The sequence below is a fragment of the Eubacteriales bacterium mix99 genome, assembly GCA_038396605.1.
GTDB lineage: Bacteria > Bacillota > Clostridia > Caldicoprobacterales > DTU083 > UBA4874.
In genome coordinates, this window is record CP121690.1 from 3,019,369 (window position 1) to 3,044,467 (window position 25,099).

Genomic DNA, 25,099 nt, shown 5'->3' on the forward strand with positions numbered 1-25,099 from the left:
TTTATTCAATTCAATGATATTTTAACCCTTGTATATACTAATATTAGGGCACAGCGGGTTCGTTGTCAAGACACGAAAAGGATACGCCAGCAACGATACACCAACGGATTATGAACCAACAAAAGATACGCCAGCCGATTATAAACCAACAAGTGGTACACCGGCAAAACGAATAGAGTTACGGTAATCATCCGTTGGAGTCTGCCTATCCTCACCCATACTTTCGAATGCCCTCCTGCTGAACGGCCCAGGAACCGTCTTTGGGAAAGCCCGGCGCTTCTTCTTCCGGTCCCCCTTCCCATCCGGCCGCCATCAATGCAACAGCTGTCAGTAAGGCGCCATTGGCCGGAAGGTAGCACGGCAGATCACTTCGGGTGGCGTTATGTCCGTTTGCCAGAAATTGATTCTGCGGCAGATCATTTAAAAGTATGGAAACTGCAACATCCGGCTGTCCCAGCCTGGCCGCTGTCATGGCGATCATGGGATAATCCCATCCCCAGCTTTTTTTCTTTAAATCCCATTGCCTTAATACCCTGGCAAGCGTGTTTGTCATAATCCCATGATCCACATCTTCTCCCGGCAGAACCCCGAAACATGCCAGAAAGGAAGGATGATCATAGTTATATCGTGTATAGGTATCCCGGCAGTTTTCATGGGCCAGATATACTCCTTGATACACTGGAAGTTTTGAAAGATGCTGAAGAATATCGTCCCATTCTTCACTGCGGCCTAATTTCATGCGTTCTCTCCATCTTTGCGCCACTTTTAAACCATATCTCCAGTATGACAGCTCAAAGGATGGATTGCATACCGTCATGGGCGGATGAACTTCCTGGGCAGTGGCAATCGGCGGAGCCAGGATGTATCTTTTGTTCACTCTGTCCCAGACGACGAAGTCCGCCATGTATTCCGCCGTTTCCAATACCAGATCTCCGTACTTCTCCAGAATTGAAACGCCGGATTCCGGGCAGGCTGATTCCTGACAGGCTTTATAACAGGCTTCTGCAAAGCTGATAGGGTGGGGCTGACACCATATCAGCAGTGGACCGATTCCGGAAGGCATGGCATCGTCCCAATCCTCCGGACCATAGCTTTTCACCCAGCGTGCTCCGGACAATCCATGTCTTTTCGCCATCCGTTTTGCTTTGGACAAATTCGCGTTATACCAGCACAGGCTCCTCTCCAACAAAGATGTCCTTCCCCATAAAGTAAAATGATAAGCATGCCACCAATGCATTTCCAGATTAAACTTTCCATACCAACTGTTGTTCATCAGGCCGGTTTCCTGTGGCGGCATGCTGCCCGCACAGTGAACTGCAGTAAGATATTGAGAAAGGATCAACCGCCGTTCCAGCTCTTCTGCCCCTGGATCCTTGCTGTCTGATAACTGGACTGCTCCTCCGGCAGACCAAAACTGGCTCCAATAATTGATACTGCTGCGAAAGGTGTTCTCAATTTCATCGACATCATGCTCAAATGAACTACGCTGAAATTCAAAGCCTATCTGAAAACGATCCGATCCGGGCTGCGGGCAGACAGAAAAACAATGGGGTGCCGTCTGTTTTAAAATGCCCTGCCCGCTCCAATGAGCTCTGACAAAATACCGGTCATCATCCAGGTTACGGAGAAATACTGCAGTATTTGTATCACTCTCAACCAGATAGGTATGATGAAATTCCGGATGCCTCCAGTCTGCAGCGGAAAGGTAATCAGGCCATCGATCCGGAAGGGAAGCTCTTCCTTCGGAAAACGACCGGCCAGGAGAAGCTCCGGGAAAGGCAAGACGAACGGTGAGCCTTCCCTCTCGCAGCAAAGAGGATTCAATGGAAAAGACAACCTCCTCCCGAGAAGGATGGCAAGCTGTTCTCACCTGAACCGGTGTGGAATCTATCCTGAAATAGCTTTTGAGTATTCCATGATAAAGATCGAGGGTTTGCCGAATATCCGTGATATCTTCCAAAACAGCTTTTGTTCCACCAACCTTTTTGAGTTCCATGCCGATCTGACCCAAATGCAAACGATGTGGATTTTGCCTTAAATAGGCGTAAAGATCCTTTTGCCCTTTGGAACTGGTTGGAAATCCCTGTTTACCCCAAGGCGTATCGTATTCCGTCATTTTAAAATCTTCATAGGACAGTCCGGAAGGCTTTGGATTCGTATGCCATCCCCATTGAGACTGCGTACATAAAGGCTGCCCTTTTTCATATGCTTCCGGGAAGCTTTGCATCCCGGTAACATCTGCCGTATAGGCAAACTCACCATTCCCCACAGACAGCGGAGCACGAATATCTGCTCTGTGATAAACGGGATTATGTCGGGTAACAAGCTGATAGCGATCTATCATCTGATATTTTCCCCTCTCGCACAGATAAATTTATAATTACAAATCGCCACAAATCAGCAACGCATTCTGTGGCTGAAAAGATGCATTCCATGGCTGAAAGGATTCTTTTTTATACCAGATCTGTTTCTTCCTCTTGCTTATCCCTCTGGGCAGCGGATAGATATGAGACAAATGACGATGTGTATAACGGTTGGTAAGATCCGGATGCATCCATTCCTTTCTATCACCATCTGCATTTTTTTGATATTCCGGTATCGCCTTTCCCGGCTCTTAATTTTATCCTGCCTGGTACATACCTATAATTTTACTCGCTTCAATAATATTAAGAAATAATTCTTTTACATCCCGAACTTTTTACTTTAACAATATTGTTTTCCTTAAGCATAGGTATATAAAAAAATTGCGGTACTTATAAATTCTTGCTCTTCTCCTTTTCTATTTCAGACAATTCCGTGCCGCTGCAATTCCGGAACGGGAGAATCGGATCCTCCTGTATCAGAAGTCTCATCTTATGAAATTTCAAGTCCTTCCCATAAGCACATTTCACCCCCTTTTCTGCGTTAAAGCAGCAGTTTTCCAGATGAATATTCTTTATTGGCATCTCCGGCAGGCCTAAAATGGAAATCGCCTGGCCTGCATGGATGCAGGTGATACCCTGAATGGAAATATCCCGGAATTCGGGAGTGCCCTCTGATATCGGCAATGCAACCTCTGTCTCTGCGAAGATCCTTTCACTGTCATAACGGGTTGTCATTAAAATTCCTTCCTTTAGAATATCCTTCATCCGGATATTGTCTATGCATATCTTCTCTACAACCCCGCCTCTTCCCCGGCAGCTTTTCAATCGGATTCCAACATCCGTGCCTATAAAAATGCAATCGGATACATGAATATTCCTTACATCCCCGGACATTTCGCTTCCCACTACAAATCCACCATGTCCATGATAAACAGTGCAATTGCAAATACTTACCTTCTCACAGGCGACACCCCGGTCTCTTCCCTCCTGGTCTTTTCCGGATTTCATGCATATTGCATCGTCCCCCACATCAAAATCGGAGTAGGATACCATTACATTTTTACACGAATCCAGATCCAGTCCATCTCCATTCTGCGCATACCATGGATTTCTTACGGAGATATTGGAAATCGTTACATTGTCGCATAGTAAGAGATGAATGCACCACGCCGGGGAGTTCTGAAAAGTTGGTCCGTCCAGCAATATTTTTTGGCATCGTGTCAAATTCAAAAGTGTTGGCCGGGCAAACCTCTTATGAGATTCGTATGCCTCCCTGTCTGCTTCCGCCTTGTGCTTTTTGAAAAATTGTTCCCCTTCTGATGCTTGCTTTTCAGGCCACCATGTCTGGCTATCGATATTTACAAATCCACCGGAACGAACCAATCGGTTCCATTGACTTTCTGTCATCTTTGACCTTTTGACGGGCCTCCATGCTTCTCCGGAACCATCAAAAATGCCTTTTCCGGTTATTGCAATGTTCTCCAAATCCATTCCATTTATTGGAGAAACGCACCTTACTGTATCCTGCCCTTCAAAATTGGAGGAAACAAGCGGGTAATCGTCAATACATTTACTGAATACAACAAGCGCGCCTTCCTGTACATGTAAATTTACATTGCTCCGTAAAGATATCGGACCAGTCCGCCATACTCCGGCAGGTACGACAACCCTTCCTCCGCCCTTCAGGCTGCAGTCTTCCACTGCCCTGGCAATTGATTCGGTATTTCTGTGAATGCCGTCTCCTTTTGCTCCATACTCCGTAATGTAAAAATCCTGATCCGCAAACAAAGGGGCTTTCATCCTTTCTTTCTCCAAAGTATTTTTACGCCGGTTTCTTGTACTTCTAAAAATGTCTTTTCCACCTATTGTTCATAAAGCGGATGCCATCTCATGCATCATATCACTTTCTGGCTGTTTTAATTCATTCTCTCCGCCATAAGCAAAGTCCGTTCTTGATTACTATATAACAATATCCTCTTCTTTACTTTCACAGAATTGCCATGTATAATGATTCTTGTATCATAATATTGTTCTTTAATAGAAGGTGTTCTGTATGAAAATCAAGAACGAACCTTTGTCACAGAAGGAAGGCTTTCGGGTAGAATATACCCAAGCACCCAAAAAACAGAATATGCCCCTGAATCACTATCATAACTGCTATGAAATATATTATTTTCTTGGAAATGCGGCAACGTACTTTATTGGAAACAAATCCTACCAGGTGAATAAGTACGATGTAATATTTGTAAACAAATTCACATATCACAAGACTTGGTATGAGAAAGGGGAAAAAGGGGAAAGATTCTTGATCTATATCAGTGATGAAGCCCTTAATATCATTCCGGATCAGGATATCAGGAACAAGGTCCTGATAATGTTTCAAAAGAAAAAGCTTTCTTTCCCGAATCAATTTAATCAAAGATTATTTCACAAGCTGACGGAGCAGATCTATCCGGCCTTTACACAGCAATCGGAACCAATAACGAAACTAAAGGCACTGTTTTCCTTATTGAATCTACTGCTCTCTATGGTAGATATGGTAGACAAAGGCAATGCCATGGAAAGCAGTGCAGAAGTCAATTCAAAGGAACAGCGGATCGCTCGGATTGTTGATTATATTAACTCCAACTATAACGAGCCGATTACCCTGGACATGCTATCCGCGCAATTTTACATAAGCAAATACTATTTATGCCATAGCTTTAATGAAGTTACAGGAAGCAGCATCATGGGGTTTATTACGGAAAAAAGAATCATCGAAGCGGAAAAGCTTCTCCGATATTCCGATCTTAATATCACCCAGGTTTCCGAAACAGTTGGATTTAATACGATCAGCTATTTTATAACACTCTTTAAGAAAAAATATCGATGTACCCCTACTGCATTTCGTAAGAAAGTGAACTTTGATGATTCCAAAATACCAGTCAGCTGATTATTACACAAAATGGTAAACAAAAAAGAGGTTGAGTAAAATATGGGTGAAAGGTATTCCCTAAATTTGGGCTTTTCGGATTATTCTGTCGTTCCGGGTATTGGTAGATCAGCTATTTTCGATGTTCCTATATTGATGCTGATCCGGATCAAAGTACTGTCCTTCAAACAATCCCATGAGGGTAGTCGTCACCTGCAGCCGAACTTCGTTGTCCTTCGATTTCAGCCAGCCTTTCTTTATGCGCCATGTGTAGGGGCTCCAGGCACGGACTCCGGCAGAATGCCCATTGATATACAATTCCGCCGCATCCTGAAAGTATGGATTCCGGATGGAAAGCTCCCATTCTTCCTCTTTGTCATCCAAAATGAAACCGGCTTCGCTGTCCATCTGTCTGGTATATTGTATTGTTCCGGCGTAGAAGGGCAAACCATTCCCTTTCCTGTCCCCAATCCTTCCCGTAGCTTTAGGAGATTCCATTCTCCATACACCATCCTGCTCCTCCTGATATACCGAAAGGTTTCCACTCAGGTACAGTGGATTCACCAGTCCGTCATGATGATATTTTGTATCCACCCATACCCGGATCTCATTGATCCCGGTATTCAGGTAGTCCGTGATGTCTGTCACCTGATTGGTCGGAAGATAGATGGCCTTTTCATGAAAATCGCCCGGAAGAATCCGATGGCCATTTATCTCAGCATACCATTTTCCTTCTATGCTGCCAGGCTCCATGACCAACAGAACAGGCCGAATGGCAGCGCCTGCACCAAGTTGAAAAGTCGTCCGATATCGACAGGATAAGGACGGAAACTCCATCTCCCTTGGGCATCCAAAATATTCCTTAAGATGTACTGGCAATGGAATGCCAGCATCGGCTATCTGATTGATAATAGGTTGGCAGTTCACCCGGTATTCCTTTGGATCGTCTTTTATCTGTAAATTCCACGTGCCCAGCCGAAGAGAATTCATGCGATCCACGGATAAGCTCCAGTCTCCATCCATGTCCAAATTCTTCCGGACAATCGATTCACAGACTTTTTGCTGAATCTGGTTCAAATCCTCGGTTCCAGGATCCTCTGTTCTTCCGTCCTCTGCTTTTCGGCCACCTGCTCCAAGGGCCTCTGATTTTCTGCCCTCTGCTCCAAAGTCCTCTGATTTTCTGCCCTCCATCTCAAGCAAAAAGGACTGGTACGGATAAAACATCAAATGAAAATGAATCCTTTGTCCCTGCTGTTTATAAGGAATTGGTTTACCGCCTTCCGGTCCGATGGGAAGACATGTCAGCCCGGGAGACTGCATCCCATCTGCCCGCAATGTGATTTTCACCCGATGTTCTGCTCCGGATGCATTGATCAAAAAGCAGGTTGTTTTGTTTTCATGCTTATAAACTGCAGACAGAATACTGCCATCCTGCTCTCCGTCTTTCTCCGTTTCCACGGAAATATCCCGGTCCAGGAGTTTTCCAATCAGCTCCGGAATCGTTTTCAGATCATCTGCAAAAATAACAGCTTCATTCTTTAAACTTCCGGAATCCCCCGGACAAACCGGCTTGTTTGTGTTCTCAGCCTTATTTATGCAATTTACCTCATTGGAAAGTGTCGGATAACCCAGCCAGTCTGTATCATCCACGCCTTTCTTTCCCTGTAAATATTCCCGATATACCTTTCCTGCATCCATATGAAACCATCGGCTGAAGGAAAGCCCGACATCCGATACTTTCCCGATTTGCTCAACGGGAAGGCACAGGCTTCCAATCAGCTTCCCGTCGTTTTCCACGTATTCCTTCACTTTGAAATAGGCATCGTCCTCTATATTGAGCATTGGCGGCAAAATAAGCAGTTCAAATTTTTCTCCATTGACCTGGATGCAGTGATCTGATATCGTGCACTGCCCCAGCAGCTCCGGATCGATGATGTAATAATCCAGATGATGGCTCAGCAGCAGCCTTTGCAGGGCGGAAAAGTCCTCTTTCAGTTTCTTGTTCACGATACGTTTTTCGCCCATGGCTGTCCATTGGCTGGATATTGGATCCAACAACAAAACAGGGACTTCGCGTCTGCTTCGGGTTATCACTTCCGTGATCTTTCCTGCGTAGTCCGACAACAACCCAGTGTACCGCCAGTTCGGATTTTGATAAAAGGAAGACGGCGGTGCGTCGTGCTTGGTTAATCCATCGGTTGTATAGAAAAAAGCATGGGGCACAAACCAGCAAATCCCCTGAAGAGCCAGCCAGTCAAATACCCATTTCATATCCTGCAGTGTCATGCCCCAGCCAATGCTATGAAAACACTCGCACAATGCGCCAGGTTTCTTATAAAAATGAGCCGCGGAACCGGCCATTTTCCCATTGGCACGATAATTCGGGCTGGCAATGAGAGGAATGGATCCAACCTTCTGATGACCGGCATCGATCCCGGGTATGTCAAAATACTTCAGTTGCCTACTCCTCATAACAGGCTTTTCTCCTGCATAGAGAAGATGATTGTTATGGCACCAGTCACGAATTGGAATCTCATAGCTTTGAATAAAGCGATCCGTAACGGTGCTCCGGTAATCATATCTTACCTGATCGGTATCTTCGCCCATTCTTTCAAAGAGAGCAGGCAATCTATCCTTCAGGGAATACCCATTCCGCTTCTCAAACAGCTCCGGCAACGTTGGAGACCAGGGCATACTGCCCGGAAAAGCTGTGACCTCGTCGCTGAAGAATCCCCGGATCGTTTTCCCGAATTCCGGTCCAAAATGCTTCCGATATTGTTCATGTGTGGTTTCGATAAAATAAGCAATTGCATTTGGATTCAATGTGTCTATGTATTTCCCAAAATACTTAAAGTGCTCCACTGTTGTCTGCAGGATGATTTCAATATGCCATCGACCTTCCGGGGCCTGCCAGTACAGCTTTTTGGCGGGATTACCGGTAAAAAATCGTTTCCGGTTGTATTGGGTCAATCCACTCATCTGAAAAATATTTTCCCGGTAACCCGTACCAATAAAAGCAGCCAGATCCACTGGATTCGCCCACTCGACCGGATCCATCTTCTTATTCGTATCGGAATGGAGGGGATACGCCTTTGCCAGAATAACCTGTCCCCATGGCAAAACCTTCTCCATCGATTTTGGCCCGCATTCCTCCATCACCAGGCGTTTCAGCGACTTTGCCTCAAACTCGGGATGATCCAGCAGGACCTGTCCGCCGCTTACCCCGCTGGGATATGGATATTCATCGTACAGCCATACTTCCAGTCCATGTTTCTTTGCTTCCTCCACGGCGATTCCCACTTTGCGGAACCACTCTTCCGACAGATAAGGCACCGAAAGGCCCTGACGGGGATGTATAAAAAATCCTCTTATGCCCTGGCTTTCCATCTCCCGAACCTGTCTTGCAATTTCTCCGTCTTCCATCTTTCCATTCCAGAACCAAAATGGTTGAATACCGAATCTTAATGCCATACCCATGGATCCTCCTTCAGGAAGCTGAAAACAAAACAATGGCTATTCCATAAATTTCCTTAAAAGCTGCAATGCAATCGGGGCGTCCCTGTCCATATCCCTGGTACCGGCTTCAATGCTGATCCTCCCTTTATATTCTGCACTCTTCAATGCTTCAAAAAACTCTCCATAGCAATCTTCCGAAGGATTCAGCGGATACACCCGGCCATGACTGTTGGCAATATGAAGATGCCGAAGAGCGGGGGCGACCTTTTTCAATACGTCCATGCTCTCATTTTCCAGACGCATATGATAGAAATCTGCCAGCAACTGAATATTCGGATGGTTGACATCCCGGACAAAGTGATATCCCTCTTCCACGGAATTGAGAATATTGGTCTCCCCTCTGTTCAAAGGTTCCATAGCAACGGTCAATCCATATTTTGCAGCCACATCTCCCACAATTCGGGCTGCATCAACAAGCTGCTTCCAGGCATCTTCCTGTTTCCATCCTTCCGGAACTTTTCTGGATCTTCCACTTCCAAAAACAGCAATCTCCGCTCCCAGCCGGTGGATCCGGTCAAAGGCTTTTCCCAGATATTCACGGACTGCCTTCAAATCCACCTCCGGACCGGTTAATCTGATATTCCCCGGGAACAGCACATTGAACGCTTCACATTCCAGACTGCTGTCTTCCACTCTCTGAACTGCTTCCATAAACTCCTGTTCCCCCATGGACGCAGTTCTGGATACAGAGGATTCCAGATAATCAAACCCCATCTTCTCCACCCTGGAGATGTCTGAGACATCCGTACAGATTCCTATTTTCAAACCACTCACCTCACAGATTTTTTATCCCATTGTCATTTTATCTCACCGCTTTCAATTACTCTATCCTGTTCTTGCTGTATCCGAATAAAACATTATCAATATATTGCTCTATGCTATTCCCCTCAAGCATACTGTTTTTTGCAGCCATGCCAAGGTGCCCGAGACTACTGCCTGCTTCAGATTTCCTCCACCAGGAACCAATCAAAATCAGCAAACCCACTGCTGTATTTGCCTTGATTGTTGATGCAGAATATTCCTGCCTTTGCTCCGATCCACTGTCCTTTCTGCGCCGTGAAGTCCCCTCCGATCCGAATAAAATTCACGCCATCCGTGCTGTAATGGAACGCACACCTCCCACCCCTGCTTACGGTTGCCTGCAGATACACAGGACAGGAATCCATATCGGTACAGGCTTCGGCGTATTCCTCTTCCTTCAAGCCGTCTCCCCGAAACAATACCAACTTCCAGCTTCCGTCCTCCCCCTTTCCGGCAGCCAGATAAGCATATTTCACTCCCATAATAACCAATCCGGCCTGATCCCCCACGGACTCCGGCCGGAAATCCATTTTTGTGGTAACTTGAAATTCAGGCGCCGGAAATTTCTGCAGCAAAAGACCGGGAACATTCCACAGGACTCTCTTCGCCTGCTGCAGGCCGTCCCGGGCAAATAACCGGATGTGATCCTGCCTGTCCCGCAGGGAGTACCAGTCCGGCTCCGGGTTTGCCTGCCACTGCCACTGCATCCCCAGCTCCTGCCCGTTGAAATCATCACTTGTATCCGGTACTTCCACAGGGCACGGCTTTCCCATATCCGGTTTTGTGTATTGGGAAACCGGCTCTCCGATACCGTCGCAATTGCTGTCGACTCCCATCATGGGCCAATCGTCCACCCATTGAACCGGTTGAAGATGTACAATCCGGCCATAGGCACCGGCATCCTGAAAATGCAGGAACCACGTCTCTCCGTTTTTCAGCTCAACCCAGGCTCCCTGATGAGGACCGTTTACCGCAGAATCCCCCTGATGCAGCACAATCTTATCTTCATAGGGGCCATATACATTCCTGGACCTTAAAATCACCTGATAGCCCGTCTGGACCCCTCCTGCAGGTGCGGAGATATAATAACAGCCATTCCTTTTATACATCTTCGGGCCTTCTATCGTAGGGTGACGGCCGTTCCCATCGAATACGACCCGAAACTCATCCAAAAGATCGGTCCCGTCCGGCTTCATCCTGCTGATTGCCAGAACACTCTTAAACCCAATCCGACTTTTTGCAAAAGCATTCACCAGATAGGCACTACCGTCATCATCCCAGAACGGACAGGGATCAATCCATCCCCTCACTTTCCTGATACAAACCAGAGGATCCCATTTCCCAAATGGATCTTTCGTTTTGCTCATGAACAATCCTTCGTCCGGCATGGGAAGAAAGACCTGGAAATATTCATTGTGATACCGGATACTCGGTGCCCAGATCCCTCTTCCATGCTGCGGCTTCCCGTACTCCGGAAAAGGGATCCTATCCACGACATGATTCACAATTTGCCAATTCACCAGATCCCGGGAGTACAGAACGGGAATCCCGGGAACACAGGAAAAGCTGGAGGCAACCATGAAGAACTCATCGCCCACCCGGATCACATCCGGATCGGAGTAGTCGGAATACAATATGGGATTCCGAAACGTTCCATCTCCCTGATCCGATATGCGAATTTTTGGAAAACCTTCTTTCCTGTATGTTCTGATCTTACTCTCAATGGACATGCTGATTCCTCTTTTCTGCTTGCTGCTGTATTACTGTATATCCTGGTAATGCCATTCTACCTCAAATCGCATTGCCGCGCCAGGCGGAACCGATCAGCATTTTCCTTATCAGATCCACGGGAATGACGGTAACTGCCATCAGGATGACAAAGAACAGATCCGGCAGGGACAGCGGAACGGTGCGGAAAACCGCTCCTCCGAAGTATATGATGATCAGCTGAATCATCACTACAAACAGCATGACTGTGATAAATCTTTGGTTTTTGCCGATATTGGCCAGCAATTTCAACCTGCTGGTACGGGCATTGAAACTGTTGAATACGCCGGCAAAGATAAACAAGGCAAAAAACGCAGTCATAAATGAAATATTGCCGGGATCGTAACCAAAGATCCTGTGAAACCAGGGAAGCTTTAAAAACAGTATACAAAGCAGGGTTACATAGGAACCCAGAATCAGTATCTGGTTATACATATAGGAATTTATGATTGGTTCATCCCGCTGTTTCGGCGGCTCATTCATATATTCCGTAAGGGGTGCTTCCCCGGAAAAGGCCAGACCCGCCAGCGTATCCATCACCATATTTACCCACAGCATCTGTAAAACCGTGAGAGGGGAGTTTACCCCGATAAACGGACCGATAATGGAAATCCCGACGGCGCAGAGGTTTATCGTCAGCTGAAATATAATAAACTTGCGGATGCTTTTGAATATGGTCCGACCATATAAAATGGCTTTTGAAATGGACAGGAAATTATCATCCATTATGACAATATCGCTGGCTTCCTTGGCAATCTCCGTACCGCTGCCCATGGCAAATCCCACATCCGCTGTTTTCAGGGCAGGCGCATCGTTGATCCCGTCCCCGGTCATGCCCACGACCATGTCAAGGCTCTGGGCGATGTTAACCAGCCGGTTTTTATCGGAAGGAACTGCCCTGGCAACCACCCGCAGCTCCGGCAGCCGGACTATGAGCTCATCATCCGACATTCTTTTCAGATCTTCACTTGTCAATACAGCGTTTTTATCCTTCTCTTTCATCAATCCGGCCTCACGGGCAATGGCAAAAGCCGTATCCTTATTATCCCCGGTGATCATGACCACCTGTACGCCTGCCTGGTTCACCTGCCTGATTGCCTGGACTGCCTCACGCCGCATCTCGTCTTTTATGCGAACAATCCCCACCAAAGTCATGCCGCTGGAGGGACGGGCGACCGGACTGTCGCTTATGGCGATTGCCAGAAGCCTCTCTGCATTTAGAGTTGCCCTCTTCATGTAATTTTTCAGCTTAAACGAAGAGCGAAAGGGCTTCTTCTGCCCGTTTTCATCATAACAGGTCGTGCATTTGGGCAGAATCAATTCAGGAGCTCCTTTTATCAAAGTGCCGCTGAGCGCTCCCCGTACCTGCGCGCTGGAATACTTATTCACACTGCTGAACGGAACGCTGCTGATGACCCGGACCGGATCCTGCCGGGCACCATCTTTCATAACAAATTCCAGCAAGGCCCTTTCTGTGGTATTTCCGCCAATGGCAACGGACTTTCCATTCTTTCTGCTGACGGATGCTCCTGTATTGTAAACGCAGGATATGGAAAGAAGGTCACCCAAACGTTTATTTTTCAACTTGTGAAAATTGTCATAACTTGTCCCAGTCCCGCTGAAAAAGGAATCCACTTTCAGCTTCCCCTTTGTAATCGTCCCTGTCTTATCGGAAAACAAAATGTTCAGGCTTCCGGATGTTTCAATTCCCACAAGCTTTCTTACCAGAACATTGTCCTTCAGCATACGATTCATATTGGAAGATAAAACAACAGTGATCATTAAGGGCAGGCCTTCGGGGATTGCTACGACAATAATCGATATTGCCAGTGTGACAGCATGAAAGATACATTCCGTTATCAGCTTCGGCGAATGCACAAACTGCTGAATTGCAGCCAGCTCAAAGGAATTGGCAAGAACAATGGATTGAAACAAATCGAAGACAGCTACCAGGGCAGCCCCGATGTATCCCAATTTGCTGATTGTTTGTGCCAGTTTCCCCAGTCTCAGCTTCAGGGGACTTTCACGGGGAGCCTCCTGAATGTCACGGGCCAGTTTTCCATAAAGAGTCCCTTCGCCTACCTTTTGCACTTCCATTATGGCCTCTCCGGAAGAAATGATACAGCCGCGGAACAAACTGTTTTGATCGTTGAAATCCGTTGTATCGCAGTGTTTACGCTTTCCTCCTTCCTGGGGTGCCTTATAGGCCTCCCTGCTTTCTCCGTTCAGCGGAGACTGGTCCACATACAATTCACCGCCTAGGATCACCCCGTCTGCAGGAATGCGATCTCCGGCCTGCAATTGCACATAATCACCGACCACCACTTCACCGACTCCGATCTCTACAAGCTGACCCGACCTTTTCACACGGCATTTGGTCTTCCGGGCTTCCTCCTGCAGCTTTTCAAAAGCAGATTCACTTCCATACTCCGATATGGTGGATACAAATGTGGAAACCAATATGGCAACGGCAATTCCTATGGTTTCATACCACTCAAAACTGCCAAGCCGGATAATAATATTAACAGCCAGGGCAATAAGCAGGATCTTTATAATGGGATCTCCGAAATTGCTTAAAAACTCCTTTGTAAAGCTTCGCCTTTTTTGCTGAACCAGATTGTTATCCCCATACCGTTCTCTGGAGGATTTCACTTGTTCATCGGTCAGGCCCCTCATTCCGTAAATGCCTTCTTTTGGACTGATCAGGTTCATTGTCTGACACCTCGTTTGTATTTTTGATCGTTCTGTTTGGTAAGAAACCAATTACATTTATATGTATTCCCATATCCTTTTGAATATGTCATGGGTGCAATACATTTAATCCATGGGAATCAGTTTCAGGGCCTGATCCATATTTCTTACGTCGATAAAGGTGTCAGGAACTTCTCCTGTTATAATCGTTTCTGTGATGGGAACTTTATTGGACAATTTGATCGTGTCGCTTCCCAATGGCACAACAATATGCACACTGGTTTTTAAAGATATGTAAATTTTATGCCTGGTCTGATTGATGCCTGCCTGTGAAAACTCTTCATAAAAGTCCGCGGCTACCGATCCGATTGGAATCAGTTTCACGTTGATATTGGGTCCCTTGCCGGCCAATATCTTGCTTCGGGTTGCCGAGCCCATGGGAATATCTATGCCTTGCTGCCCCATGGATGCTATTTTGCCCTGAGCAAGGGAAGAGGTTTTTCTGGCCAGTTCATTGATCAGAATGGTATTGTATTGAATTGTGGAAATCTTTCCGTTGGAGTCTGTTATAATGCTGGTAAGATCGGTATACTTCACATCCGAGCCAAGTATTTCGTTTACTGCCGTATTCATTGCGACAATGCTCATGCTTTCCACCTTGGCTTCGGACATGGCCACAAGGGTGGGCTGGATTGCCTTCTCGAAGGCAAAGAAGGCCAGCAAAAACAGAATCAGAACGCAAAACAGGGGAAGCAGGAACCTGTATAATGATTTACGGGCCATTTTACCTGCACCTCCTCCCCTATTGAATGGTATGCGACAAAACCAATTTCAATGCATATGAAAATAATGATTCTAAATTTGCGGATTCAATTCCTTCCGGCTCTGAGGGTTCAGCCTTGTGATATCCCGGATGAGGTAGCGGTTGGAATCGATATCCCGAATAAAGACCTGGTTTTCCTTTACAACAATATCATGCCTTGTCCTTGTATAAAAGTTCATCTCTCCCCGGTCCGTAAGAACTTCCCAGTACACCAGACGATATCTTTCGATTACCTTCCGTATCTGTGTAATTTCCGGAACGAAATATCTCTGCTCCAGAACTTCTTCAATGACTTTCTGATTTTTCGAACTAAGGTCCTTTAAATTGCGGATCACGCCGATTTCTTCCTCCCCGTTGAATATCTCCAGATAGCCGGTCCTGTGAGTCAGGGGAAACATCAGTTTCAGATCCGCATCTTCCATAATCTCCCTTGTTGTTTTGTTGTAAAGGTTTAATCTCATATAGCTGTCCAGCCGAAATTCCAAAGAAGAGGGATTCAGAAAATCGATCTTCATAACGGCATTGTCATCTTCCGACCCGGTGGTACATCTTTCCTGTTCCATACGAACCTCCCATGACATCTTTATACGACATTTGTTCTTGCAACCTCCGCCTGTATCTCAACCAGGTGGCGGAATGTTCCATTTTCTTTCTTCATCAGTTCACCATGCGTTCCTTCTTCCACAATCATGCCTTTATCCAGGACAAGGATCCGGTGGGCGTTTTTCAATGTGGACAGCCGATGGGCAATGGCGATGGTCGTTCGATTGTGGACCAGCCTGTCGATGGCTTCCTGAATCAGCTTTTCCGTTTCCGTATCCACAGACGACGTAGCTTCATCCAGGATCAGAATTCTGGGGTTTTTCAGGATTGCCCTGGCAATGGAAATCCTTTGCTTCTCACCGCCGGACAGCCCGATTCCCCTTTCTCCGATCAGAGTATCATAGCCGTCCGGAAATTTCATGATGAATTTATGGGCATTTGCCGCTCTGGCAGCCCATACAATTTCCTCCAGAGACGCCGAAGGCCGACCATAGGAGATGTTCTCGGCAATCGTTCCGTAAAACAAATACGGTTCCTGAAGCACAACGCCGATATTGGAACGAAGGACGTTGAGGTCCATATCTTCTATATTGACCCCATCCAGAAGGATTTCTCCTTCTGTCGCCTCATAAAATCGGGGAATCAGGTTGACCAGAGTGGATTTTCCGGCACCGCTGGAACCTACGAGACCAATCAGCTCACCATCATGTATATGAAGGTTGATATCTTTCAGAACCTCTTCCCCGGCCTCGTAATAGAAAGAGACGTGGCGAAACACAATCTCCCCCCTCACCGGAGCCGCCTTCTGCGCCGACTTCACCTGGCGGAACTCTGACTGGTGATCAAGAATTTCAAAAACCCGTTCGGCGGCTGTAATGGCGCCCTCGTACTGCTCATTCAGGTGACTGAGGGTGGTGATCGGCTGATAAAACCTCCACATATAGCCGATAAAGGCGGTCAGGGTACCAAGACTGATGTCCCGGACGGCAATCACCCGGTAGCCCCCATAGCCCCATATCAGCACCGCACCGATGGAGGTAGCCAGGGAAATCAGCGGAAAGAAAGTGGAACGATATTTTATGGCGCGGACCTCCTCATGAAAATAGTCCTCCAGTGCTTCCTGAAACCTTTCCGTCTCGTAACGTTCCTGGGTAAAGGCCTTTACGACCTTGATACCCGGTATGGCCCCTCCCAACACAGCACTCATATTGGACCGGCGCCTCCAGATCCTGTGATACAGCTTATGGATTCTTTTCCCGAAGATTTTTGTCCCGAAAAAGATAAAGGGAGTGGGCAAAAGGACAATCAAAGCCAGTTGCCAATCCTGCACAAACAGAATAATGGTAATGGCAACCAGCGTAAAGATCTGCACAATGGTCTCCTGGATCCCGCTTACAATAAAATTCTGTATGGAGGAAGTATCCCCGGTGACCCGGTTCATGATGGCTCCCGTTTGCCTTTTGTCATAATAGGCTAGGCCCAGGGACTGCAGATGGGCATATACCCGGGACCGCAGATCATAAACGATCTTCTGTCCCAGCCAGGCAAGCTGATAGCTCCGAAGTCCCTGAAACAAAGCACTCAGAAGACTGGATCCAAAGATGATCAATACAATCCATCTGAGGTAATCCAGCCTGCTCCTGCGGATCACATCGTCAATCATGATTTTCTGCAGATAAGGCGGCACCAGGGTCAGTACCGTATAAATCAGTGTTGTCAGCAGCATCAGGGCAACCTTCCACCGATAAGGCTGCAGATAACCCAATAATCTACGGAATGTCTCGGTTTTTTTGGAGCATTTGGGACAAGTGGTGGTTCCCCTGCGAAACGGAGTCCCGCAATTCGGACATCTGTTTTCCCCATACATGCTTTCTCCGTCGCTCTGATGAACCGCCTCATCGACACTGAATTGTTCTTCCCTTAATATCTTCTGAAGGTAATCGGCAAACCGATAGAATCTCTGCCGAAAGCGCAGGGTAAACCGAAGCAGCTCAATGGCTCCGTCTGCTGTAATCAATTCCACAGAGCCAACCCCATAATAATTTTTGATATCCACTTTCCGGACAATTGCCAGGGACCAGGACTTCATTCTCACTTTATCCTCCGGAGTCGGTTGCTGAAGAGCATGGATGCTTGTATCCGTTACCACAATCCATTGCTCCTCAAATCTGCCGCTCAGGTTCAGGTCCGTTGAAACTGCCAGCTTTGGCGTCTCACTCCGGATAGTTTTCTCCAGGTATGCGGTAAGCTGACCTGGAAAAGCCTGGGCCTGGTCCAGGTTTACTTCATTCAGCTTTTGCTGCCAATTCATTTTCAGTCCTCCTGTTTGATTGTTTCGGGATATAGAATGGCCTTCCCAATGATGTCTTGTTTATTGATACGTATAAATTTCACCCTATAGTATGATATAGAAATTCAAATAAATTGTCAATACAATCCAGAACATTTTCAGAAAGAACCCGGAAAGACACAAAGAGATACCAGGCCGTTTGTCTGGCCTGGTATCTCTCCCTGTTTTATCTCCTGACAGGGTTCCCGCCTTTTTTACTCCTCTGCTTTTCCCTGGTTGGCAACGTTCGCCATGGATTTCCGGATCTCTTCCTCATCCCCCAGGTAAAACTTCCGGACTGGCTGAAGACCGTTGTCCAATTCATAAACAAGCGGAACCCCGGTGGGAATGTTCAGCCCCACAATATCCCGGTCGGATATCTGTTCCAGATGCTTCACCAATGCTCTCAGACTGTTGCCGTGTGCCGAAATGAGTACTCTTTTCCCCTGACGGATCTGTGGTGCAATGGTATCCTCCCAATAGGGAAGGAATCGCTCCACTGTCGATTTCAGGGATTCGGACAAGGGAAGATGATCCCTTCTGATACCGGAATATCGGATATCCTTTCCGGGATACCTTTCATCCTCCATTGTAAGGGAAGGCGGCAGGACATCATAGCTTCTCCTCCAGATATGGACCTGCTCTTCTCCGTATTTCCCGGCTGTTTCCGATTTGTTCAGTCCCTGAAGCGCTCCATAATGCCTCTCATTCAGGCGCCAGGATTTATAAACCGGAATCCACTGCAGATCCAGGGCATCCAGGATATACCACAGGGTTTTGACGGCTCTTTTCAAAACCGAGGTATAGGCAATGTCAAAGATAAAGCCATTCTCCTTCAGCAGGGCCCCGGCATGGGTGGCTTCCCGGATCCCCTTTTCCGAAAGATCCACATCGATCCATCCTGTAAACCGGTTTTCCCGATTCCACTCACTCTCTCCGTGTCTCACCAATACCAACTCAGGCATTTGATTTCCTCCCATCCCACTTTGTTATCCTTTCCGGAAAACCATGAACTGTCACACACGCAGATGCTTTCGGAGGGACAACATGCTGGCCGCGATTCCAACAATACTGCCCACCAGAACAAACAGGCCAAGAATCCAGGGCAGAATGCTGCGCAGCGGAAGCATCCGGAACATGGAGAAAAGCCCGTTCTGCACCCCATGGTCTCCCAAACGACTCATGAGTACATTGTAAACTCCCGCTGTCAGGCCGCCGGAAATCAGGGCACCCAGCAGCCCCAGCGTCAGTCCCTCGACCAGGAAAGGCCAGCGGATATACCAGTCCGTTGCACCGATATATTTCATTATATTAATTTCCCGGTGTCTGGAAAAAACCGATATCCGGATGGTATTGTGGATAATGACCATTGCCATGACACAGAGAAGAACCACAATAATCATTCCGATCATACGGGTGATATTGGCGATACTGGTAATGGAATCCACCACATCCTTGCTGTACTGAATCTTTTCCGCCGCATGAAAATCCTCAACAGATTTTACGACCCGTTCCACATATTCCGGCTTCTTCACCTGAATTTCAAAGGAATCCGGCAGTGGATTGTTTTCTGCATTATAACCTTCCAAAAGATCTTTTTTATCTCCCCATTCGTCTCTCCATGTTTCCAGAGCGTCTGCCCTGGAAACGAATTTCCAGTTCTCAATTCCATCCCATTTCTCTATCTGCATTTCCATGGCCTGAACATCTTTTCCCTGAATGCCCTTCTTCAGAAACACCGTTACCTCTACCTTGGATTCCAGTCCTGCAACCATATTGTTGAGATTCATGATCACTGCCAGTATCAGTCCCAACACAAACAGGGCTGCTGTAGTGGCACTGACAGACGCCAGAGACATAACCCGGTTTCGGAATACATTCCGAAAACCCTGCTTCAGCATATCATTCCATGTCCTTAATTTCATCGAAGTATTCCCCTTTCCATTTGTCCGATACAATCCTGCCATTTTGAAAGGTAACAACCCGCTTTTCCATGGAATTCACAATGTCTTTGGCATGAGTCGCCATAAGGACTGTAGTTCCTCTCCGATTTACCGTAACAAGTATTCTCATAATCTCGTCTGCCGTTTCCGGATCCAGGTTCCCCGTAGGCTCATCCGCTATCAGCAGGGTAGGCCGGTTGACCAAAGCCCTGGCCAACGCTGCTCTCTGCTGCTCTCCTCCGGACAGCTGTCCGGGATAATCGTCCGCTTTTCTGCCCAGCCCCACCATATTAAGAACCTCAGGCACCCGTCTTTGAATTTCCGCCCGGGGAACCTCTGTGATTTCCATGGCAAAGGCTACATTTTCATAAATGGTCTTATCCTCCAACAGGCGGAAGTCCTGAAAGACGACTCCCAGTTTTCTCCGATAATGAGGTACTTCCTTCCGCTTTAAATGGGATAAATTTACACCGTCTACGATGACCTGCCCCTGGGATGGTTCAATCTCCTTCAGCAAAAGCTTGATCACAGTGGATTTTCCGGCACCGCTTGCCCCGACGATAAACAGGAAGTCCCCCTTTTCCACCTTCAGGTTTACATCCTGCAGCGCATGAATCCCATTGTCATATGCTTTCGTTACATTCTTAAACTGTATCAAAGCTATGCCTCCCATGTATACCTGTCCATCAACATCATCATGATTTTAAACGTAACGGCATCATGAAAGTTCCGCAGATCCAGGCCCATGATTCTCTGAACCTTATCCAACCGGTAGACCAGAGTATTGCGGTGAATAAACAATTGTCTTGCAGTTTCACTCAGGTTCAGGCTGTTTTCGAAAAATTTATTGATCGTCCGAATCATTTCATCGCTCAATAACTTCTTGTATTCCTTGGTAAACAGGAATTTACTATAAGTCTCACACAGATTCACAGGGACCTCATAGAGAAATCTCTCAAGCAGCAATGTATTGTACATGTAAACCCGATTGCTGGTGTTGTATATTTTGCCGACCTCAATGGCCTTTGTTGCTTCGTCATAGGACTCCTGCAGCTGGAAAAGATTCTCCTTAACCTTGCCGATTCCGATATAAGGCTTGCTGGATATCTCATTTTGAATGCTTTCATCCATGGCTGCCGCCAGCTGCGTCAGATCATCCTCATCCATTTCCTTTGGCACGGCTTTTACCAGGCTGACTGTCATGCCGTCCACAAGGACAAGGATATCCCCATGATTCCTCGGAAAAGCTTTCAATAACATATGATATACATTATCGGCTTCCATCCCCTCCGTCCGGATAATGTATACACACCTTGTCAGCCCCAGTTCCAGCTTATAGTCCCGGATCACTTCCTGAAGCTCCAGCTCACCCAGTTGATTCAAAAGGATCCGCCGCATGACTTCTTCCTTGTCCAGCTTCTGAAGCATATTTTTCAGATAGGATTCCATAAGGGATACCATCAGCAGGCAATAATTCCTTATCACCCGGTTGGTCCCTTCCATGGAAAGAAAATACACCAATGTCTTGTCCACCGTGAATTTCATAAAAGTCCGGTTGTCGTCGATAAAGATGGCCTTATCCTCTTCCTCAACAAATCCCTTGACGATAAAATTGGTCTCTCCGATCCGTGACTTGTCGCTGCTGGCAACAATCATACCGTTGATATCCAATATATCCGTTTCAACCTGAATACTCCTTACCAGTTTATCCAAAATTTTCTGCATTCTTTTTTCAACTAACATTCCTATCACCTACTCATTTAAAGTATACATAATTTATTCACGGATTAACAGAAGAAATTTTATCCATCCGTTATCTTCTCCAATCCTATGCTTTCTAATATAAAAGGCAGAAATACTATCCTTACGAATAATATTTCTGCCTGTCAGACAAAAATCCTTCTTTTTCCCTGAAATTTTATCTTATTTTATCGAACCAGGATGCTTTCCTCTGTCTCCTTATCGAAAAAGTGCAAGTGGTTGGAATCCATGGCGATGCGGATGGTATCCCCCTGTCTTGCAGTGGATCTGGGATCTACCCTTGCGGTAACGTTGTTACCGGCAAGGTTCAGATAAAGATAGGTTTCCGAACCCATAAGCTCCACAACATCCACATAAGCCTTTACAGTGCTTTCCGTTGAGCTCTGCAGGAAGATTTCCTCATCGTGAAGATCTTCCGGGCGGATGCCCATGACGACTTCCTTGCCAATATAGGACGGATCCTTGAATTTCTTTACTTTGCCCTCCGGCACCTTTATCCTGTTTTCGTCAAATGTCGCATAAACATCATTGCCTTCCTTAACAAGAGTGGCAGGAATGAGGTTCATCTGGGGGCTTCCGATGAAACCGCCAACAAACAGATTCACGGGATAATCATACAGATTCTGAGGCGTGTCAACCTGTTGAATGAATCCATCTTTCATAACAACAATGCGGGTACCCATTGTCATGGCTTCCGTCTGGTCATGGGTAACATAAATGAAGGTTGTCTGCAACCTGTTGTGGAGCTTGGTAATCTCCGTCCTCATCTGAACTCTCAGCTTTGCATCCAAGTTGGAAAGAGGCTCATCCATCAGGAACACCTTGGGCTCACGGACAATGGCACGCCCCAACGCAACTCTCTGTCTTTGCCCGCCGGACAGCGCCTTTGGTTTTCTGTTGAGCAGGTGCTCTATGTCAAGAATCCGTGCTGCTTCCTTTACACGGCGGTCAATATCAGCTTTTGGAGTCTTTCGCAGTTTCAAGCCGAAAGCCATGTTGTCGTATACGGTCATATGAGGATACAGAGCATAGTTCTGAAACACCATTGCAATGTCCCGGTCTTTGGGAGCGACATCATTCATCAGTTTGTCGCCAATGTACAATTCACCTTCGGTGATCTCTTCCAAACCGGCGACCATTCTCAGTGTAGTCGACTTTCCACATCCAGAAGGACCAACCAAAACAATAAACTCTTTATCGGCTATGTCCAGGCTGAAATCGCTGACTGCTGTAACGCCACCTTCATAGACCTTATAGATGTTTTTAAGCGTAACACTTGACATTAAAACCCCTCCATAATTGAATTTTCGCACCTGTCGATGCACTTGCGTATTTGGATCTTCCGTTCACCCCTCAATACAATCTTTATTATATCCGTACAAGCAGAATCTGGCTATAGCACTTCTTAACAAAAAATTTACACTTTGTTTTGAAGGGGTTGCATATAACATTTTCTCTATATATCCATATATGGAAGTAAAATGCATACCAGCCTTCTTCGTATTTGCTATTTCTGTATTGCAAAAAATCATTTCACGAATATATTTGAAGCATATTCAATAACTTTTCGCAAAGTTCATACTTATTCATACTTACCGCACGATAGCCATCCTCTGTCACATAATTATCCTCGATATCAGATCCCATAAGGGGCATCCGGGTAATTGATCAATGCATAGAGAAAGCGCAAATCAACCCCGGACAGCAAAGTATGGTAAGGAATCAGGTAAAATGTACTCAGAAACACGTAAGAGTATTAATGCCACTTTGCGCTGAAAAGCCTTTGGGTCACCTTACCGAAAAGCTTCAAAACCAGATAAAGCTCTCCATTTTCAAGCAGTTCCCGTGTCGTTACCGGGCGGCCGGCTTACTTTTTGTACTATTGACAAAACAAAATTCCGGGAAAAGGAATCCACTTCTAAAAGCACTCCGGTCCGGAATAGAATAAAACAGACATACTACATTGGGCGGTGGCTTTTATTTTGAAAATCAATAGGAAATCATTGCTTTATGGGACTCTGGTACTGACAATCGCCAATTTTATAGTCCGGCTGCTGGGTTTCGTCTATCGCATTGTACTCAGCCGGTTGATGGGCCCTCAGGGGATGGGCCTGATGCAGCTGGTTTTCCCTGTATTCCAGATTGCCATTACCCTGACGACTGCAGGTCTTCCCACCGCAATTTCCCGATTGGTATCTGCAAAAAATGCCAGGGGGGACATCCGGGGAATCCGGCATGTGGTAAAGACAACCCTTCTGCTGGTTACAGGAGTTTCCATTGTGATTACCATTGCCGCATTGTGCAATTTGGATGGGATCGCAAAAAATATTATCGGAGATGAGCGGGCAAGAAGTGCTCTTTTTGTTTTGTTTCCATGCATCACAGTTATTGGGCTGGGATCCTCCCTGAAAGGATTCTTTTATGGCATAAAGGAGATTCATCCCCCTGCATTGGCAGAGATCATCGAGCAGCTGACACGAATGGCCCTTGCGCTTTCTCTGCTCTTCCTGTTTGCCTCAGAGGCGAATGACTCCACAAAGGTTGCGGTTACCATGCTGGGAACGGTCTTTGGCGAACTTGCCAGCCTGCTGTTTCTGCATTACAGATATTATCGGACTTCAAAGGCATTGTATTCTGCCAGGCAGCCAATTCCAGCCAAACACGAAAAAATCCTTGGGACCATTCTGGCAATTGCCCTGCCGATCACCGCAACCCGCCTGATCAACTCCCTGATGAATGCCGTCAATTCCATCATGATTCCGCAGCGGCTGACCGCCGGCGGTATGCTCCGGGAAGAAGCAGTGGGAATGTACGGCATACTGTCCGGAATGGTCCTGCCCATATTGTTCCTGCCTTCTGCCATAACCAATGCCCTTACCGTGGTGATTATTCCCGACCTTTCGGAAAATCTGGCCCTGAAAAACTGGGATGAAATCCGCAACAAGGTATCCAGGGCAATGCTGATCACCTGTCTGACTGCCTTTCCGTGCACGGCACTGATGGCTTCCCTGGGAAGACCGATCGGGGAAATCCTGTATCATCAGCCCATGGCAGGCACCCTTTTGGTTCCCATTTCCTATGCCATTGTATTCCATGCAATTTCGCATACCTGCAGCGGTATTCTGAACGGTCTGGGCAAGCAGACTCAGGGGGCCGTCCATTTTCTGATCGGAAACATGATCCAGATTCTCTGCAGTTATTTCCTGTTGGCAAACCCGTCCATTCGGGTTTACGGTCTCTTGATCGGAGTCTTCCTCAATAATGATATCGTCTGCATCTGCAATCTTGTTGCCGTACTGAAAACCACCAGAATGCCATTCCGCTTTCCGGACTGGATTCTCAAACCCGGCTTTTCTGCCCTTCTGATGGCGCTTGCATGCAGCGCCCTGCATAATAATCTGGGGCGCCTTCACATCCCTGTTCTGACCGATCTGATCCTGTCCGTCGTGGCTGGCTTTATTACTTTTTTCCTTTCCCTTTGGGCCGTCAGGGGTCTGCCGCCGGAACTTCTGAAGTTTGGAAAGAAAACAGCAGCGGAATAACAAACCGTAATGAAAACTAAAAAGTTTTTTGTTTTCATTATCTTTGCTTTCATTAAAATGTTGAATTAATATGCATATTAATGTATAATTATAGAATGATACAAAGAAA

The 25,099-nt window shown here is 46.6% G+C and carries 16 protein-coding genes; 2 read left to right on the plus strand and 14 right to left on the minus strand.

Annotated elements, in window-relative coordinates:
- Window positions 1-211: 211 nt before the first annotated feature.
- Window positions 212-2,344 carry a glycoside hydrolase family 65 gene (locus tag QBE55_13560; GenBank protein ID WZL78512.1) on the minus strand — a complete coding sequence of 711 codons (2,133 nt, stop codon included), beginning with the start codon at window positions 2,342-2,344 and terminating at the stop codon, window positions 212-214.
- 409 nt (window positions 2,345-2,753) lie between these two features.
- Window positions 2,754-4,163, minus strand: a complete 1,410-nt coding sequence (locus tag QBE55_13565; protein ID WZL78513.1) for a glycoside hydrolase family 28 protein — start codon at window positions 4,161-4,163, stop codon at window positions 2,754-2,756.
- Between the two features lie 253 nt (window positions 4,164-4,416).
- On the opposite strand from QBE55_13565, the gene QBE55_13570 reads away from it, so the two are divergent.
- On the plus strand, window positions 4,417-5,295 hold the full coding sequence (locus QBE55_13570) for an AraC family transcriptional regulator (GenBank protein WZL78514.1): 879 nt from the start codon (window positions 4,417-4,419) through the stop codon (window positions 5,293-5,295).
- A gap of 108 nt (window positions 5,296-5,403) precedes the next feature.
- Here QBE55_13570 and QBE55_13575 read toward each other — a convergent pair whose 3' ends face one another.
- The 12 genes from QBE55_13575 to ugpC all read right to left on the minus strand — a co-directional run bounded on the left by QBE55_13575 (window position 5,404) and on the right by ugpC (window position 22,731).
- Window positions 5,404-8,745 (minus strand): glycosyl hydrolase, encoded by a 3,342-nt coding sequence (locus tag QBE55_13575; GenBank protein WZL78515.1) that lies wholly within the window; start codon window positions 8,743-8,745, stop codon window positions 5,404-5,406.
- Window positions 8,746-8,787: 42 nt separating this feature from the next.
- On the minus strand, window positions 8,788-9,555 hold the full coding sequence (locus QBE55_13580) for a sugar phosphate isomerase/epimerase (GenBank protein ID WZL78516.1): 768 nt from the start codon (window positions 9,553-9,555) through the stop codon (window positions 8,788-8,790).
- A 176-nt stretch (window positions 9,556-9,731) separates the two neighbouring features.
- Window positions 9,732-11,321: a glycoside hydrolase 43 family protein gene (locus QBE55_13585; protein ID WZL78517.1), complete on the minus strand. Its 1,590-nt coding sequence runs from the start codon at window positions 11,319-11,321 to the stop codon at window positions 9,732-9,734.
- Window positions 11,322-11,382: 61 nt separating this feature from the next.
- Window positions 11,383-14,070, minus strand: coding sequence for a calcium-translocating P-type ATPase, PMCA-type (locus tag QBE55_13590; GenBank protein WZL78518.1), 2,688 nt, complete (start codon window positions 14,068-14,070; stop codon window positions 11,383-11,385).
- A 105-nt stretch (window positions 14,071-14,175) separates the two neighbouring features.
- Entirely contained in the window at window positions 14,176-14,832 is a 657-nt protein-coding gene (gene yunB / locus QBE55_13595; GenBank protein ID WZL78519.1) for a sporulation protein YunB, read from the minus strand.
- Window positions 14,833-14,904: 72 nt separating this feature from the next.
- The gene (locus QBE55_13600; protein ID WZL78520.1) at window positions 14,905-15,435 is read right to left on the minus strand and encodes a DUF1854 domain-containing protein; all 531 of its coding nucleotides are present in this window, start codon (window positions 15,433-15,435) and stop codon (window positions 14,905-14,907) included.
- A 20-nt stretch (window positions 15,436-15,455) separates the two neighbouring features.
- Window positions 15,456-17,726 carry an ABC transporter transmembrane domain-containing protein gene (locus QBE55_13605; GenBank protein ID WZL78521.1) on the minus strand — a complete coding sequence of 757 codons (2,271 nt, stop codon included), beginning with the start codon at window positions 17,724-17,726 and terminating at the stop codon, window positions 15,456-15,458.
- A gap of 233 nt (window positions 17,727-17,959) precedes the next feature.
- The gene (gene gpmA, locus QBE55_13610) at window positions 17,960-18,709 is read right to left on the minus strand and encodes a 2,3-diphosphoglycerate-dependent phosphoglycerate mutase (GenBank protein WZL78522.1); all 750 of its coding nucleotides are present in this window, start codon (window positions 18,707-18,709) and stop codon (window positions 17,960-17,962) included.
- 51 nt (window positions 18,710-18,760) lie between these two features.
- On the minus strand, window positions 18,761-19,669 hold the full coding sequence (gene ftsX / locus QBE55_13615) for a permease-like cell division protein FtsX (GenBank protein ID WZL78523.1): 909 nt from the start codon (window positions 19,667-19,669) through the stop codon (window positions 18,761-18,763).
- Entirely contained in the window at window positions 19,647-20,345 is a 699-nt protein-coding gene (ftsE, locus tag QBE55_13620; GenBank protein ID WZL78524.1) for a cell division ATP-binding protein FtsE, read from the minus strand. The genes ftsX and ftsE overlap by 23 nt, the downstream gene beginning before the upstream one ends.
- A 2-nt stretch (window positions 20,346-20,347) precedes the next feature.
- Window positions 20,348-21,400 (minus strand): helix-turn-helix domain-containing protein, encoded by a 1,053-nt coding sequence (locus tag QBE55_13625; protein WZL78525.1) that lies wholly within the window; start codon window positions 21,398-21,400, stop codon window positions 20,348-20,350.
- Between the two features lie 215 nt (window positions 21,401-21,615).
- Window positions 21,616-22,731, minus strand: a complete 1,116-nt coding sequence (ugpC, locus tag QBE55_13630; GenBank protein WZL78526.1) for a sn-glycerol-3-phosphate ABC transporter ATP-binding protein UgpC — start codon at window positions 22,729-22,731, stop codon at window positions 21,616-21,618.
- A 699-nt stretch (window positions 22,732-23,430) separates the two neighbouring features.
- Between ugpC and QBE55_13635 the strand changes: the two genes are divergently transcribed.
- Complete coding sequence (locus QBE55_13635) at window positions 23,431-24,990, plus strand: polysaccharide biosynthesis protein (protein WZL78527.1); 1,560 nt, start codon at window positions 23,431-23,433, stop codon at window positions 24,988-24,990.
- Window positions 24,991-25,099: the final 109 nt, after the last annotated feature.